Source organism: Paraburkholderia tropica (assembly GCF_900109265.1).
GTDB classification, from domain to species: domain Bacteria; phylum Pseudomonadota; class Gammaproteobacteria; order Burkholderiales; family Burkholderiaceae; genus Paraburkholderia; species Paraburkholderia tropica.
On sequence record NZ_FNZM01000014.1, the window covers coordinates 218043 to 232278 of the forward strand.

A 14236-nucleotide genomic window follows, 5' to 3' on the forward strand; every position below is an offset into this window, starting at 1 on the left:
TGCTGGGCAATCAGCCTTGCGAACCTTCGGCCGACGCGGAGTCTTCCTCGCGGAAAATGCGGTCGGCAAGATGGAACGCCGAATTGGCCGCGGGCACGCCGCAATAGATCGCCGTTTGCAGCAGCACTTCCTTGATTTCGTCCCGCGTCACGCCGTTGTTCTTCGCGGCGCGCAGATGCAGCGCGAGTTCCTCGTTGCGGTTGAGCGCCACCATCATCGAAATCGTGAGCAGGCTGCGCGTGTGACGCGGCAGACCTTCGCGCGTCCAGATTTCACCCCACGCATAGCGCGAAATGAGCTTCTGGAATTCTTCGGTCAGATCGGTGCGGTTCGCGATCGAGCGGTCGACGTGTGCATCGCCGAGCACCGCACGGCGCACTTTCAGGCCGGCTTCGTAACGATCGTCTTCGTTCATTTCGACTCCTGCAGGAAGGCCAGCACGACCTGGTTCCATTCGTCGGCGAGCTCGACGTTCGAAATGTGCGCGGCATTCAGTTCGACATAGCGCGCGCCCGGCACCGACTCCGCCAGTTCGCGGCCTTGCGCGGGCGTTGCGGCCAGATCGTGCGTGCCCGAGATCACGAGCGTCGGCGCCTTGATCGATGGCGCTTCGCCGCGCAGGTCGGCGGCGTTGAGGGCTTCGCAGTTCGACGCGTAGCCGTCCTTGTCGGTGTGAACGAACACGTCGCGCACCTGCGACATCACCAGCGCGTTGCGCGCGATGAATTCCGGCGTGTACCAGCGCGGCAGCACGGCGTCGGCGAGCGCGAGCATGCCTTCGGCGCGCGCTTTCGCGGCGCGCGGCACCCACACTTCCGGCGTGCCGATCTTCGCGGCGGTGTTGCACAGCACGAGACGGTCGATGCGGTCCGCGAAACGCGCGCCGAGGCCCACACCCGTGAGACCGCCCATCGAAACGCCCGCGAAATGCGCGCGCGCGATGCCGAGATGATCGAGCAGGCCGATCACGTCGCCGGTCAGTTGCTCGATGGTGTACGGACCTTGCGGCGCGGCCGAATGACCGTGACCGCGCGTGTCGTAACGCAGGACGCGGAAATGCTTCGAGAATTCGACGAGCTGGGGCGTCCACATCGATACGTCGCTACCGAGCGAGTTCGACAGAACCAGCCACGGCGCCGTGCTGTCCTGCGCACCGTCGATGCGGTAGAACAGCTGCGTGTCGTTGACGGCTGCATAAGGCATGCGGTTACTCCTGATGAGTCTGCGATGAAGAATGGGGCGAACGCTGGGCGTACGACGCGAGCACCGCGTCGACGAACGCGTGCGCTTCGCCCACGTAATTGGCGGGGTCGAGCAGCGCTTCAAGACGATTTTCGTCTAGATGCTGCGTGACGGCGGGATCGGCCGCGAGCACGTCGTAAAGCGTGCGTTGCGATTGCACCGCCTGTTTCGAGGCCTTTTCGACGAGGTGATGCGCGTCGAGGCGGCCAATGCGGTCGCCGAGCGCGAGCATCACGGCCTCGCCGAGAATCAGCCCGTGCGTAACGTCGAGATTGGCCGCGAGACGTTCGGTGCGCACTTCGAGACCGCCGGAAATCTGTTCGATCTGCGCGAGCGCGCCGCCCGCGAGACGCGCGAGTTCGGGCAGCGCATCCCACTCGGCTTGCCAGCCGCCGAGCGCGCGCTCGTGCTCCTGCACCATCCCTGCGAACACGGTGGCGACGAGTCCCGGCGCGCGCGTGGCCGCCGTGAGCACCGCCGCGCAGCCGACCGGATTGCGCTTGTGCGGCATGGTGGACGAACCGCCCTTGCCTGCCGCCGCCGGTTCGCCGAGTTCGCCGATCTCGGTCTGCATATGCAGCGAGATATCGCGCGCGATCTTGCCGAGCGTGCCGATCAGCATGCCGAAAAACGCCGCCGCTTCGGCGATGCGATCGCGTTGCGTATGCCACGGCAGCGTGGGCTGCGCGAGGCCGAGTTCCTTCGCGAGATCGGCGCTCACCTTCGCGCCCGCGTCGCGCAAGCTCGCGAGCGTGCCCGCCGCGCCGCCGAATTGCAGCACGAGCGCGCGTTCGCGCAAGGCCGCAAGACGCTCGCGATGACGCAGCAGCGTATCGAGCCACTGCGCGAATTTGAGGCCGAGCGTGATCGGCAGCGCCTGCTGCAGCCACGTGCGCCCGACCGCGGGCGTCGCGCGGTGTGCGCGGGCGAGTTCGGCCAGATTGGCGCAGGTGGCGTCGAGGCTCGTGTCGCTCAGCGCGAGCGCGTCGCGCAGTTGCAGCACGGTCGCCGTGTCGATGATGTCCTGGCTCGTCGCGCCCCAATGCACGTATTTCGCGGCCTCGGGATCGGCCTCTTTCACGCGCGCGGTCAATTGCTTGACGAGCGGGATCGCCAGATTGCCGCCGAGCGCGGCGTCGCGAGCGAGCGCGTCGGCGTCGAGACGATCCGCGCGGCACGTCGCGACGATCGCCGCCACGGCCGTGTGCGGAATCACGCCATGCAGCGCCGACGCGCGCGCGAGCGCCGCTTCCACGTCGAGCATGCGCTGGAGCGTGGCCTCGGTCGACCACGCGGCGTTCATCGGCTCGGTGCCGCAAATGAGGCTCGTCAGGCGTTCAATCATGGATCGATATGAAAAAAGTATGGATGCAATGCACGCAAACGCAGAAGGCGCGGCGCCCGGCGACTATTGCCGCCGGACCCGCGCCACGCTGGTGTTCATCTGCGAGAGTTGCGCGCGTTGCCGCAGTTTACGCCGCGCGGCGATTCTGCGTCGCGTCGATCAGCGGCACGCCGGCAAGCTTCTGCAGCGCGTCGAAGTCGATATCCGAATAGATCTCGCGCACGGCGAGACCGTCCGGCGTCACGTCGAACGCGGCGAGGTCCGTGTAGATGCGGCCCACGCAGCCCACGCCCGTGACCGGGTACGAGCATTCGCTCACGAGCTTGCTTTCGCCCTGCTTCGTGAGCAGTTCCATCATCACGAACACCTGCTTCGCGCCGAGCGCGAGATCCATCGCGCCGCCCACGGCGGGGATTGCGTCCGGTGCGCCGGTGTGCCAGTTCGCGAGGTCGCCCTTCACCGACACCTGGAACGCGCCGAGCACGCAGTAGTCGAGGTGGCCGCCGCGCATCATCGCGAACGAGTCCGCGTGATGGAAGAAGGCGCCGCCGGTCAGCAGCGTGACGTGCTGCTTGCCTGCGTTGATGAGTTCGTCGTCTTCCAGACCGGGCGCGGGCGCCGGGCCCATGCCGAGCAGACCGTTCTCGCTGTGCAGGAAGATTTCCTTGCTCGGATCGAGGTGGTTGGCCACCAGCGTCGGCACGCCGATGCCGAGATTCACATAAGCGCCCTCAGGAATGTCCTGAGCCACGCGTTGAGCCATTTCGTCGCGATTCAACCGTTTCATTGCATAACTCCGTAGCTTCAGGCGGCCTGAGCGGCTTGCAGCGCGGCTTGCGCGGGCTGCGGCACTTCAACGACGCGCTGCACGAAAATGCCCGGCGTCACGATGTTTTCGGGGTCCAGCGCGCCGAGTTCGACGACTTCCGACACCTGCGCGATCGCAACCTTCGCCGCGCTCGCCATGATCGGGCCGAAATTGCGCGCCGTCTTGCGATAGACCAGATTGCCCCAGCGGTCGCCCTTGTACGCCTTGATCAGCGCGAAATCGGCGTGCAGCGGCGCTTCGAGCACGTAATGGCGACCGTCGATCAAGCGCGTTTCCTTGCCTTCGGCCAGCTTCGTGCCGTAGCCCGTGGGCGTGAAGAAACCGCCGATGCCGGCGCCCGCCGCGCGGATGCGCTCGGCGAGGTTGCCTTGCGGCACGAGTTCCAGCTCGACTTCGCCGGCGCGATAGAGACCGTCGAACACGTACGAGTCGGTCTGGCGCGGGAACGAGCAGATGATCTTGCGCACGCGTTTGGCCTTGAGCAGCGCGGCGAGGCCCGTGTCGCCGTTGCCGGCGTTGTTGTTCACGATCGTGAGCTCACGCGAGCCTTGCGCGATCAGCGCGTCGATCAGTTCCGCCGGCATGCCGGCCGTGCCGAAGCCGCCGATCATCACCGTGGCGCCGTCCTGAATGTCGGCGACGGCGGCTTGAAGCGAGTCGAAAATCTTGTTGATCATGCCTGTTCCTGAAAGCGATGCGCATCGCGGAAAGTCCACGCCACTCGATCGCGAAAAAGTTCTATATACGAACACTGATTCGTTTAGCGAACGTCCAGCGCATTATCGGAGTGCCCAGGCGCGATTGTCAAGGCGGGACTTCCTTAGGGCAGACCCGAAAGCGCGCCGATTCGTCAGCGGAAATAGCGTGCATCCGTATCCCACAATGCACCGAAATGCCTGCGCGCGGCGGCAAGGTGGCGTCGATCCGTCCGATCCACCGCCTCGTCCGGGCACATACCCCAATATCTCGAATCCGCATGTTTGCACTATGGTTTATCCCGTTTAGACATAGTGTGGCGCGGCTCGCGCGCTTCCCATGCAAGACCTCGACCTGAATCTGATCCCCTATCTCGTCGCGATGGAAGACACGCGCAACGTAAGCCGCGCCGCCGAACGGCTCGGCGTGAGCCAGCCGCGCGTAAGCACGGCGCTCGGCAAGCTGCGCGAGTATTTCGGCGATCCGCTGTTCGTGCGCACCTCGCGCGGCATGGAGCCCACGCCGCGCGCGCTCGGGCTGATTCCCGCCGCGCGCGACGCGCTCATCCGCATCGAAAAAGGCATGCTCGAAGATCAGGCCTTCGATCCGGCCACCAGCACGCATACGTTTTCGATCGCGTTGTCGGATGTCGGCGAAATCGTGTTCCTGCCGCGGCTGCTGCAAATGCTCGCCGAACGCGCGCCGCATGCGAATCTGCGCTCGGTGTCACTGCCGCCCAGTCAGGTCGAGCGCGGCCTCGAATCGGGCGACATCGACCTCGCCGTGGGCTACTTTCCCGACCTCGGCGGCAATAACTTCTTCCAGCAGCGGCTCTTCACGCATCGCTTCATCTGCCTGATGCGCAGCCAGCACCCGCTCGCGGGCAAGCCGATCACGCTCGAACAATTTCTCGCGCTCGGTCACGCCGTGGTCCGCGCCGAAGGACGCAGCCAGGAAGTGCTCGAGCATTTTCTGGAGAAGAAGCGCCTGCGCCGCCGCGCCGTGCTCGAAACGCCTCACTTCATGAGCCTGCCGTTCATTCTCACGCGCACCGATCTGATCGCGACCGTGCCGCACGCGATCGGCTTCGCGTACGTCTCCGAGCATGCGTCGATCACGCTCGTCGAGCCGCCGTTGACCCTGCCGCGCTTCGATCTCAAGCAGCACTGGCATCGCAAGTATCACAATGCGCCGCGCGGCGCGTGGCTGCGCAGCGTCGTTGCCGAACTCTTCAACGACGCGATGGACGAGTGGCCGAAGTAAGCGCGGCCGCCGCGCGTTCGCACATTCGCGCTCGCACGGTCACGCAGGATTCATGAAACAATGCGCGTTCGTGGCGCGCCGAGCGGGCGTCGGCCACATGACCGGAGCCGATGCATGAGCGACACAAAGAACACTGAAAAGAAAGGCAAGAAACGCCCGTCGAAGGACGCTGTCGAGATCGCCGCGCGCCCGTCGCGCAGCGAAGCGGAAGACGCCGTGCGCGTCCTGCTGCGCTGGGCCGGCGACGACCCCGCGCGCGAAGGTCTGATCGATACGCCGTCGCGCGTGGTGCGCGCCTATGAGGAATTCTTCGCGGGTTATCAGCTCGATCCGCGCGAGATCCTGTCGCGCACGTTCTCGGAAGTCGACGGTTACGACGAGATGATCGTGCTGAAGGACATCCGCTTCGAAAGCTACTGCGAACATCATATGGTGCCGATCATCGGCCGCGCGCACGTGGCGTATCTGCCCGAGCATCGCGTGGTGGGTATTTCGAAACTCGCGCGTCTCGTCGACGCGTTCGCGAAGCGTCTGCAGATTCAGGAGAAGATGACCGCGCAGATCGCTGACACGCTCAATGATGTGCTGCAACCCAAGGGCGTGGGCGTGATTCTCGAAGCCGCGCATCAATGCATGTCGACGCGCGGCGTGCACAAGGCGGGCGTATCGATGGTCACGTCGCGCATGCTCGGCACGTTCCGCACCGACCCGTCCACGCGCCGCGAGTTTCTCGCCATCGTCGGCAATCCCGGCGCGATGAGCGTGGCGAATACCTGATCGAGCGATCAGACGGACGCCGCGCTCGCGGCGTCCTTCGCGTTTTTTGCGCACGGCTCTTACGCTTACTGGCCGTCGTTGCCGCGCTCGATTTCGCGGATCTTGCCCTGGCGCACGCTGCTGCCCGGCGGCACGCTATGCGTGAGCCACACGTTCCCGCCAATCACCGAACCCTTGCCGATGGTCACGCGGCCGAGAATCGTCGCGCCCGCGTAGATCACCACGTCGTCCTCGACGATCGGATGGCGCGCGTTGCCCTTCACGAGCGTGCCGTCGAGATCGGCCGCAAAACTCTTCGCACCGAGCGTCACCGCCTGATAGACGCGCACGCGCTCGCCGATGATCGCCGTCTCGCCGATCACCACGCCCGTACCGTGGTCGATGAAGAAGCTCGGACCGATCTGCGCGCCCGGGTGAATGTCGATGCCGGTCGCCGAATGCGCGATCTCGTTGATGAAGCGCGCGAGTAAAGGCACGCCGAGACGATGCAGCGCGTGCGCGAGCCGGTGATGCGTCATCGCCCAGACGCCCGGATAGCAGAGCAGGATTTCGGTGATGTGCTGCGCGGCCGGGTCGCCCGTGAACGCCGCCTGAATGTCGCTCACGAGCAGCGCGCGAATGCCCGGCAACTGATGGCCGAACTCGCGCGCCACTTCGAAGGCGCGCTTGCGCAGCACGTCGTCGGCGGCGTCGGCGTACTCGGGCAGGAAACGCAGCGCGCGGCGGATCTGTTCGGCGAGCAGACGCAGCGTGCTTTCCAGCGTATGGCCGACGTAGTAATCGACGCTCTCGTCGGTCAGGTCCGGCGCGCCGTAATGCGTTGGAAACAACGCGGCACGCAGACCCTGCACGATATTGCCGACGGCGTCGCGCGAGGGCAATTCGCGGATGCCGAGCGGATGGCGCGTGCGGTGGCGTTCCTCGCGCGACGCGCGCAGGTCGGCGACGATCTGTTCGAGGCCCCAGTCGGGGCTGGCAGGTGTGGACATGGTGATGCGCAGGCGGCGACTTGGGCCGCACAGAGGAGTGTATCGACCCCAGAGATTACCGCTTTTCGAGAGAGTTCGCCGAGGTCCGCCGTGGCATGGCGCGCGGATTCAGTCGCCGCGCGAAAACTGCGCGGAACGTGCGGGAAGTGTCAGAGCGTGACGCTGCTGGCGTCGATCCAGCGCACGGCCCAGTCGCGTGCGTGCGCGATAGCGGCGCTTTCGTCGTTAAAACGGAGATCGGAAGGGAAAAAACGATTGGCAACGAGTTCGCCGTCGCTGGAACGCGAAATCACGACATAGGGTTGATACGTACCGTCGCCAGCACGTGCCGGCGCACAGTTGAGCAGGTAACCGCGATGCGTGAATGCAGCGTCGAAGTGCATGTGTCTCGTCCGCCCCTGACTGCCTCGTTCGATTATTGTCAGGCGCGTGCAGAATCGATGCGGCAAAGCCACAGCCCGGCCGTGATTTCAGGCCGTTAATCTAAAGCGCGCCAACTCGTTGAAAGAGGATCATACTCCGAGGAAATACGGCGATCCAACGAAAAAAATGCAAAATCGCTGGAGGCGTTCTCCTGGCGTACCGGCTTGATTTTCGGTCCGATTCCAGTGTCCAGAAAGACGTGGAACGCCAGTTGCTGAAACGGGGTTGACCCGGCCTGCTGTTTTCGGCCCCGCCTCTTTCACGGAGGGCATCATGAACCAATCCGACCGAACCGATGCCGCGCAAACCGCGCAACCGCGCAGCGCCGAACTGCACAACGACCGCACGCACGACAGCACGGTGGACACCGACGGCAAGAATCGCGAAGCCGCGCGCCTCGCAGGCGCCGGCCACATCGGCCCCGACGAAGTCACCACGAGCAACGCCACGCTCGACAACAGCATGCCGGAAGCGAACGACGGCCTCGCGGGTTTCGACAGCCGCGGCGGCGCGCATCGTCATCCGTTCGCGCCGCAGGCGGATTTCGAAGCCGTCGACAAGGGCATGGCGCCGCCGGCATCGCCTGTCGCCGCCGACGAGCAGTTCGCCGATTCACCCGAGCGCGGTACGCGCCGCAGCCCAGGGCGTCTGCATTACGCGATCAATCATCTGCGACCGACGCGCATCGTCGAATTGCATCGTAAAACGTAACGGCGGAGATAGCCCGTCGCGCGCATGACGACATGATTTCGTCATGCGGTTTTGTCATGCGCGCGTGAACGCCGATTAAAAAATGTCGGTCAAAAACGTAATTGACCCACCTTAAACGGCATAAAACTGCCGTCCACTTAACCCTGTCTGTCATTTTTGCCATTCGCGCGCCGCGGCTTCGACGGTAAAATCCCGCCGCCTTCGCTGCTTTATTACCGATTTTGATTAAGCGAATTACAGAATCGGTAAAGAAAGCGGAAATCCAGTGCCGTTTTTCGGCGACGAAAGCGGGTCGCGGCTCGCGCGCAGCGGCACTTTTGTTCAGTCGACGGTGAATTACTCGCCAGGGATTTTCCCGAAAGGCGGGCAAACCCCTGGCGCAAAGCCCACAGCGCCGGGGGATAAAGGCGATCATTACGGAATTTAGTGATAAATTGTTACATCATAAGAAGCGAGGCCAGTGCCCGCCCGGGCGCTGGTAGCGGACTGGCCCACCGCAGACGGAGAGTGTTGACGTGCCTCTACATTTCATTGAGCAGATGTCGCCCGTGCTCGACGCGCCCGAAGAGGCCGCGTGGTTCGACGCGGTGTCTCAGCTCGCCGTTTCGTGGGGTTTCGGCCAGGTCATGCTGGCGATCCTGCCGCGCGCCGGCATGCGGCTCGAGGACGCGTTCATCCGGACGAATTACTCGGCCGCGTGGCGTCAGACCTATAACGACCATGGGATGGCGTATTTCGACCCGACGGTGACGCATTGCACCACGCGCTCGTCGCCGCTGATCTGGTCGCCGGAACTGTTTGCCACCGAGCAGCAGCAAACCATGTATGAAGAAGCCCGCTCGCATGGGCTGCGTGCAGGCATTACGCTGCCGATCCATGGCCCGCGCCAGGAAACCGGCATGCTGTGCTTCGTCAACGATGTTAACCCGTCAGACAAGTTCTGGCAGGACGTCAACCGTGCGCTGCCGAACCTTGTCCTGCTGCGGGATCTCGTGCTCGACACGAGCCAGCGTCACCTGAACGATCACGCCCAGTCGCTGGTTCCCAAGCTCACGCCGCGCGAAAAGGAATGCCTCAAGTGGACTGCCCTCGGCAAGTCCACCTGGGAGATTTCGCACATCCTCAATTGTTCCGAGGCCGTCGTGAACTTCCACATGAAAAATATCCGCGGGAAGTTCGGCGTGAACTCACGGCGCGCGGCAGCCGTGATTGCGACGCAGATGGGTCTTATTGACCCGGGCTAAGCATCATCGGCGCCTCGGGACGCCGCAGGACGCGCTCCGCACGGCCGAGATCGCCGTCCGAAATCGTTTTGTTGAAGTACAGACCCAGCAGGATCGACACCGGCGGCGGAATCTCCGCGCCCGATTCGAAACGGCTGCCGCGCGACTGCGTCACGCCGAAACGCGCCCAGAAGCGGCGCTGGCTTTCCTTCTTCTTTTTCCGATACGCGATGATCAGGACACGGTCGATTACCGACGACAGGTCCCCCGCGTTATGAAGGGAATTCGTGCCTGCCTGCCATTGATGATTGTCCAGAAGTTCCATTTTGACCTCGCTGTCAGATATGCCTGATGAGTGACTGCCGCCCAGCCATTCTCCAGAACTGACCCTCCCTGCGCACCTACCTATCTGGATAGGTGTTTTTTTATATTCATAACGCATAGCTTTCGATCCATACCGCTGCCCCTCCACAAGTTCAAGGGAGAGTTGTCATGCAAGCTGCGATCCGGATCGGACTGCGTCAAGAGTTCGCCAACGAAGACATCAACGAGATGTACCGACTGCGGGCGCGGGTTTTCCGCGACCGGATGGGCTGGGATATTCCCACCATCGCCGGCATGGAAATCGACGGGTACGACGCGCTCGGCCCGCATTACATGCTGATCCAGGACGACGAGCGGCAGGTGCGCGGCTGCTGGCGCCTGATGCCGACGGACGGTCCCAACATGCTGCGCGACACCTTCCCGCAGCTGCTGCACGGCGAATCGGCGCCCACGGGCCGCCATATCTGGGAATTGAGCCGTTTTGCCATCGAAACGGGCAACGATCAGGCTTTTGGCTTCGCCGAACTGACCATGCACGCGATCCAATCGGCGATCCAGTTCGCCGACCGCATGGGCATTTCGCGCTATGTGACGGTGACCACCACGCCGATCGAACGCATGCTGCGCCGCACCGGCATGGAGATCACCCGCCTCGGCGCGCCGATGCGCATCGGCGTGGAAAATGCCGTTGCGCTCGACATCGCCATGAGCGAGCAGACGCATAACGCGATCTTCGGACCGATGGCCGCGGCCGCCTGACGCGCGCCTCGAAAGTCTCCGAAACCACTCCGGCCACCCCGGATTTCGCACCCAGGCTCGCGACGCAGGCGTCAGGCATCATACGCTTTTGTCTGACGAATTGCGTCGAAGACGGCAGAAAACCGTCGCAGCGGGCGAGCCTGGCACGTAAATCCGGGGAACACGGCAACCGCACGGCAACCGTTTTATCGGCGCTCGTCGATTTTGCGACGGCCGTTTACCGTCATTCGGGCTGCGCCGGCGAACTGGCCGGCGCCGCTTTTGTGGCGGATTTGCCAAACCGGATGTGCGAAATGCGGCGTACGCACAACGCCGCCAGCAGCGCCGCGAGTCCGGTCAGGCCGATGCCGAGGTGAATCGCGTCGACCAGCACGTGCCGCACCGCCTCGATGAGCGCCGCGCCATCGAGGCCCGCGGCCTTCATCTGCGTGGTCAGGCCGTCGCGCAACGCCGGATCGATCAGCACGCGCGGGTCGGACAGCTGCGGCTGCCAGCGGGCCGCGCCCGGCGCGCCGAGCACCGCGAGCGCGTCGCCGATGCCGGCCGCGTAGCGATGGTTCACGATCGTCGCGACGACGCTCGTGCCGAGCATGCCGCCCACCATGCGCGTCGATTGCAGCAGCGCCGTCGTGATGCCGAAACGTTCGCGCCCGGCGATCTCCTGGCCGAACACGTTCAGATTGTTGAGGATAAAGCCGAGGCCGATGCCGACCGCGCCCATCGACAGTTCGAGCCACAGATGCGCCGTGGTGCGCGTCGCGAACGCGAGGCCCACGGAGGCCACCACCAGCAGGCCGAAACCCACGGTCAGGATCGACGTGGGTTTCTTCAGGTGAATCACGATGCGCGTGTTGACGAGGCTGCCGAGCGCGATGCAGGCGGCGATCGGCGTCGCGAGCAGCCCCGCGACCTGCGGCGACAGGCCGAAGCCGCCTTGCAGCAGCAGCGGCGCGAAGAAGATCAGTGAGAACATCACGAAGCCCGAGAGGACCGAGAGCGTGAAGAGCGTGACGAGCTGCGGATCGCGAAACAGGTCGAGCGGGATGATCGGATGCGTCGCGCGCCGCTCGCAGATCAGCAACGCCACTGCCCCCACCGCCACCAGCGCGATCAGGGCGAGATTGCCGGTCGTGAAGCCGTCCTTCGGCACGCCTTCGATCACGGTCTGAAAGCCGCCGAGCACGACCGCGACCAGCGCCGCGCCGGTCCAGTCGATCTTCACCTCGCCGGTGCGTGCATGGCGATAGTTCGGCAGATGCGCCCAGATGAAATACAGCGCCAGCACGCCGACCGGCAGATTGACCATGAAGGTCGAGCGCCAGCCGAAATGCTCGCTGAGCCAGCCGCCCAGCGACGGCCCCGCCGCCGTGCCGATGCCGTAAGCGGCCGCCATCACGACCTGCCAGCGCACGCGGGCGCGCGGATCGGGAAAGAGATCGGGGATCGACGCGAACGCGGTGCCCACCATCATGCCGCCGCCCACGCCCTGCAACGCGCGCGCGGCCGCGAGAAACGGCATGTCGGTCGCCAGTCCGCACAGCACCGAAGCCACGGTGAACACAATCACGGCGGCGAGCACGAAGCGCTTGCGGCCAAAGTAATCGCCGAGACGGCCAAACACCGGCACCGTCACCACCGAGGCCAGCAGATAGGCACTGGCGATCCACGCGTAGTACTCGAAACCGTGCAGTTCGGCGACGATCGAGGGCAAAGCGGTGCTGACGACGGTCTGATCGAGCGCGACCAGCATGTTGACGAGGCCGATGCCGAGCATGGCCAGTAGCGCGTCGCGAAACGGCAAGGGAGTGTGGGTAGAGGTCACGGCGGGGATTGCTGCGGCGCGCAAGGACTAAAGAGACGCAACGATAGCGGCCTGACGGTGTGCGCGCAACCAGACCATTAAGCGGAACGTGCAGCATCTGTCAGTTTATCCTGACAGATGCTGCACGTGGCCGTCTGACGCAGAGGTCTTGATCCGACTGCACTCGCCTTCCATCTTTCATACAGCGACACTGCATCTTTGTCAGTGATCCTTTAAGCTCATTGGAGATCGCGAGATGCCGCACCGGCCGCCGATGTCCGGATGCGCGCAGCCGCGCCTGTTTTCGGGCTCATTTACGCGGAGGTTCCATGTACAAACGCATCCTGGTGGCGGTGGACGGCAGCGCAACGTCGCGCCGCGCATTCGAAGCCGCGCTCGAACTCGCCAAGGCGATGGGTTCGACGCTGCAACCGTTCTATGTCGTTGAAAACACGCCGATGTATTTCGACGCGCCCGGTTACGACCCGTCGATCCTGCGCAATCAGATGATCGCCCAGGGCAACGAACTCGCCGAGGAAATGAACAAGCTGATGAGCGAGCGCGGCGTGTCCGGCGAAATGCTGACCGGCGAAGCCTCCTCGCTCGACGACGTGCCGACACTCGTGCTCGATGCGGCCAAAACGAGTGGCGCCGATCTGATCGTCATGGGCACGCACGGACGTCGCGGTTTTCAGCGTCTGATTCTCGGCAGCGTGGCCGAGCGCTGCGTGCGTCAATCGACGTTGCCGGTATTGCTGATTCCGAGTGCCGCGAGCGCGGTTGATATCCCGGAATAATATCGAGATAATCGAATAAATCATGCATTTCAGGTAGCACTTGCGCCTTGTCATTTGCCGCGAAAGCGCCTTCTGACAAGGCGCAAGCGGTTTCATCTCAAAAGCGCGTCCTTTTGCCGCCATTTTGAGATTCAACCCTGGTGGGAGAATGCTCCGAAACCGATTAAAGGAGCGTGCAAATGCTGACCCCTACCGTCGTTACTCATACCACCACCGTGAGGCGCGGCAGCCGCGCACCAGTGACGAGCCCGCGCTCCTCGGCGCGCTGCTCGAGTTGCGCGATGCGTCATCTGTGCATGCCCCAGGGGCTCGCGCTCGACGACCTGCCCAAGCTCGAAGCGCTCATCTGCACCGCGCGCAGCGTGCGCCGCGGCGAATCCCTCTACCGCGCCGGCGACCCGTTCGACAGTCTCTACGCCGTGCGTTCCGGCTCGCTGAAGACCGTCATGGCGCACCGCGACGGCCGCGAGCAGGTCACCGGCCTGCGTCTCGCAGGCGATCCGCTGGGAATCGACGGCATCAGCACCGACGTCCACACGTGCAGCGCCGTGGCGCTCGAAGACAGTTCGGTCTGCATCATTCCCTACCCGGCCCTCAAGCACATGTGCCGCGAAACCGGCGCCATGCAGGACCGCCTGCACCGGCTCATGAGCGAGCAACTGATCCGCGAATCGTCGCAGATGATGGTGCTGGGCTCGCTGTCCGCCGACGAACGCGTGGCCGCTTTCCTGCTCGATGTCTCCGAACGTAACGGTCAGCGCGGTTATTCGCATGCCGAGTTCAACCTGCGCATGACGCGCGAGGACATGGGCAGCTACCTCGGCATGACGCTCGAAACCGTCAGCCGCACCCTGTCAAGATTTCAAAAGCGTGGCTTGATCGACGCGCAGGGCAAGCTCATCCGGATTATCGACATCGAAGGGCTGCGGCATCTGTAAGCCCGTTTTCCTCCGCGCGCCGCCCTTGTCAGGCGGCGCGCGGCCGTTTACGTCCTCCTGACAGCGTTCACGCCCCACGCCGCGCCGTCATTCGAAGTGCATTGGCACAGCGCGTGCGC

General features: G+C 64.1%; 16 protein-coding genes. 7 read left to right on the forward strand and 9 right to left on the reverse strand.

All coding sequences use genetic code 11. The features are described 5' to 3' along the window. Positions 1–10 precede the first annotated feature (10 nt). The 5 genes from pcaC to BMY06_RS24235 form a co-directional block, all read right to left on the reverse strand. Entirely contained in the window at positions 11–415 is a 405-nt protein-coding gene (gene pcaC, locus BMY06_RS24215) for a 4-carboxymuconolactone decarboxylase (RefSeq protein WP_074985748.1), read from the reverse strand. Continuing rightward, positions 412–1203 carry a 3-oxoadipate enol-lactonase gene (gene pcaD / locus BMY06_RS24220; protein ID WP_065058930.1) on the reverse strand — a complete coding sequence of 264 codons (792 nt, stop codon included), beginning with the start codon at positions 1201–1203 and terminating at the stop codon, positions 412–414. The genes pcaC and pcaD overlap by 4 nt, the downstream gene beginning before the upstream one ends. A 4-nt stretch (positions 1204–1207) precedes the next feature. Then, positions 1208–2587 carry a 3-carboxy-cis,cis-muconate cycloisomerase gene (locus BMY06_RS24225; protein WP_074985750.1) on the reverse strand — a complete coding sequence of 460 codons (1380 nt, stop codon included), beginning with the start codon at positions 2585–2587 and terminating at the stop codon, positions 1208–1210. A 127-nt stretch (positions 2588–2714) separates the two neighbouring features. Next, complete coding sequence (locus BMY06_RS24230) at positions 2715–3374, reverse strand: 3-oxoacid CoA-transferase subunit B (RefSeq protein ID WP_065058932.1); 660 nt, start codon at positions 3372–3374, stop codon at positions 2715–2717. A 17-nt stretch (positions 3375–3391) separates the two neighbouring features. Then, positions 3392–4093 (reverse strand): 3-oxoacid CoA-transferase subunit A, encoded by a 702-nt coding sequence (locus BMY06_RS24235; protein WP_074985751.1) that lies wholly within the window; start codon positions 4091–4093, stop codon positions 3392–3394. 358 nt (positions 4094–4451) lie between these two features. On the opposite strand from BMY06_RS24235, the gene BMY06_RS24240 reads away from it, so the two are divergent. Continuing rightward, entirely contained in the window at positions 4452–5375 is a 924-nt protein-coding gene (locus BMY06_RS24240; protein ID WP_065058934.1) for a LysR family transcriptional regulator, read from the forward strand. 114 nt (positions 5376–5489) lie between these two features. Further along, on the forward strand, positions 5490–6152 hold the full coding sequence (gene folE, locus BMY06_RS24245; protein WP_221224358.1) for a GTP cyclohydrolase I FolE: 663 nt from the start codon (positions 5490–5492) through the stop codon (positions 6150–6152). Positions 6153–6217: 65 nt separating this feature from the next. On the opposite strand, the gene epsC is transcribed toward folE, so the two are convergent. Continuing rightward, positions 6218–7141 (reverse strand): serine O-acetyltransferase EpsC, encoded by a 924-nt coding sequence (gene epsC, locus BMY06_RS24250; protein WP_065058935.1) that lies wholly within the window; start codon positions 7139–7141, stop codon positions 6218–6220. Between the two features lie 149 nt (positions 7142–7290). Further along, positions 7291–7524 carry a hypothetical protein gene (locus tag BMY06_RS24255; protein ID WP_065058936.1) on the reverse strand — a complete coding sequence of 78 codons (234 nt, stop codon included), beginning with the start codon at positions 7522–7524 and terminating at the stop codon, positions 7291–7293. A 313-nt stretch (positions 7525–7837) separates the two neighbouring features. Here BMY06_RS24255 and BMY06_RS24260 point away from each other — a divergent pair, with 313 nt between their 5' ends. Continuing rightward, on the forward strand, positions 7838–8275 hold the full coding sequence (locus BMY06_RS24260) for a DUF3005 domain-containing protein (RefSeq protein ID WP_065058937.1): 438 nt from the start codon (positions 7838–7840) through the stop codon (positions 8273–8275). Positions 8276–8814: 539 nt separating this feature from the next. Next, positions 8815–9519 (forward strand): helix-turn-helix transcriptional regulator, encoded by a 705-nt coding sequence (locus BMY06_RS24265; RefSeq protein WP_065058938.1) that lies wholly within the window; start codon positions 8815–8817, stop codon positions 9517–9519. On the opposite strand, the gene BMY06_RS24270 is transcribed toward BMY06_RS24265, so the two are convergent. Continuing rightward, positions 9503–9823 (reverse strand): helix-turn-helix domain-containing protein, encoded by a 321-nt coding sequence (locus BMY06_RS24270; protein WP_065058939.1) that lies wholly within the window; start codon positions 9821–9823, stop codon positions 9503–9505. The two genes, BMY06_RS24265 and BMY06_RS24270, sit on opposite strands and share 17 nt — an antisense overlap. 167 nt (positions 9824–9990) lie before the next feature. On the opposite strand from BMY06_RS24270, the gene BMY06_RS24275 reads away from it, so the two are divergent. Further along, on the forward strand, positions 9991–10581 hold the full coding sequence (locus BMY06_RS24275) for an acyl-homoserine-lactone synthase (RefSeq protein WP_065058940.1): 591 nt from the start codon (positions 9991–9993) through the stop codon (positions 10579–10581). A gap of 223 nt (positions 10582–10804) precedes the next feature. On the opposite strand, the gene BMY06_RS24280 is transcribed toward BMY06_RS24275, so the two are convergent. Then, positions 10805–12355: an MFS transporter gene (locus BMY06_RS24280; protein ID WP_065058941.1), complete on the reverse strand. Its 1551-nt coding sequence runs from the start codon at positions 12353–12355 to the stop codon at positions 10805–10807. Between the two features lie 356 nt (positions 12356–12711). Here BMY06_RS24280 and BMY06_RS24285 point away from each other — a divergent pair, with 356 nt between their 5' ends. Both BMY06_RS24285 and BMY06_RS24290 read left to right on the forward strand, forming a co-directional pair. Beyond that, entirely contained in the window at positions 12712–13179 is a 468-nt protein-coding gene (locus tag BMY06_RS24285; RefSeq protein WP_074985753.1) for a universal stress protein, read from the forward strand. 179 nt (positions 13180–13358) lie between these two features. Continuing rightward, entirely contained in the window at positions 13359–14117 is a 759-nt protein-coding gene (locus tag BMY06_RS24290) for a helix-turn-helix domain-containing protein (RefSeq protein ID WP_074985754.1), read from the forward strand. Positions 14118–14236: the final 119 nt, after the last annotated feature.

Coding starts and splice junctions, on each gene's coding strand:
- BMY06_RS24240 (WP_065058934.1), top strand. CDS start 4,452: ATGCAAGACCTCGACCTGAATCTGATCCCCTATCTCGTCGCGATGGAA.
- pcaD (WP_065058930.1), bottom strand. CDS start 1,203: ATGCCTTATGCAGCCGTCAACGACACGCAGCTGTTCTACCGCATCGAC.
- BMY06_RS24280 (WP_065058941.1), bottom strand. CDS start 12,355: ATGCTCGGCATCGGCCTCGTCAACATGCTGGTCGCGCTCGATCAGACC.
- pcaC (WP_074985748.1), bottom strand. CDS start 415: ATGAACGAAGACGATCGTTACGAAGCCGGCCTGAAAGTGCGCCGTGCG.
- BMY06_RS24270 (WP_065058939.1), bottom strand. CDS start 9,823: ATGGAACTTCTGGACAATCATCAATGGCAGGCAGGCACGAATTCCCTT.
- BMY06_RS24290 (WP_074985754.1), top strand. CDS start 13,359: ATGCTGACCCCTACCGTCGTTACTCATACCACCACCGTGAGGCGCGGC.
- BMY06_RS24235 (WP_074985751.1), bottom strand. CDS start 4,093: ATGATCAACAAGATTTTCGACTCGCTTCAAGCCGCCGTCGCCGACATT.
- BMY06_RS24230 (WP_065058932.1), bottom strand. CDS start 3,374: ATGAAACGGTTGAATCGCGACGAAATGGCTCAACGCGTGGCTCAGGAC.
- BMY06_RS24265 (WP_065058938.1), top strand. CDS start 8,815: ATGTCGCCCGTGCTCGACGCGCCCGAAGAGGCCGCGTGGTTCGACGCG.
- BMY06_RS24260 (WP_065058937.1), top strand. CDS start 7,838: ATGAACCAATCCGACCGAACCGATGCCGCGCAAACCGCGCAACCGCGC.
- folE (WP_221224358.1), top strand. CDS start 5,490: ATGAGCGACACAAAGAACACTGAAAAGAAAGGCAAGAAACGCCCGTCG.
- epsC (WP_065058935.1), bottom strand. CDS start 7,141: ATGTCCACACCTGCCAGCCCCGACTGGGGCCTCGAACAGATCGTCGCC.
- BMY06_RS24275 (WP_065058940.1), top strand. CDS start 9,991: ATGCAAGCTGCGATCCGGATCGGACTGCGTCAAGAGTTCGCCAACGAA.
- BMY06_RS24225 (WP_074985750.1), bottom strand. CDS start 2,587: ATGATTGAACGCCTGACGAGCCTCATTTGCGGCACCGAGCCGATGAAC.
- BMY06_RS24285 (WP_074985753.1), top strand. CDS start 12,712: ATGTACAAACGCATCCTGGTGGCGGTGGACGGCAGCGCAACGTCGCGC.
- BMY06_RS24255 (WP_065058936.1), bottom strand. CDS start 7,524: ATGCACTTCGACGCTGCATTCACGCATCGCGGTTACCTGCTCAACTGT.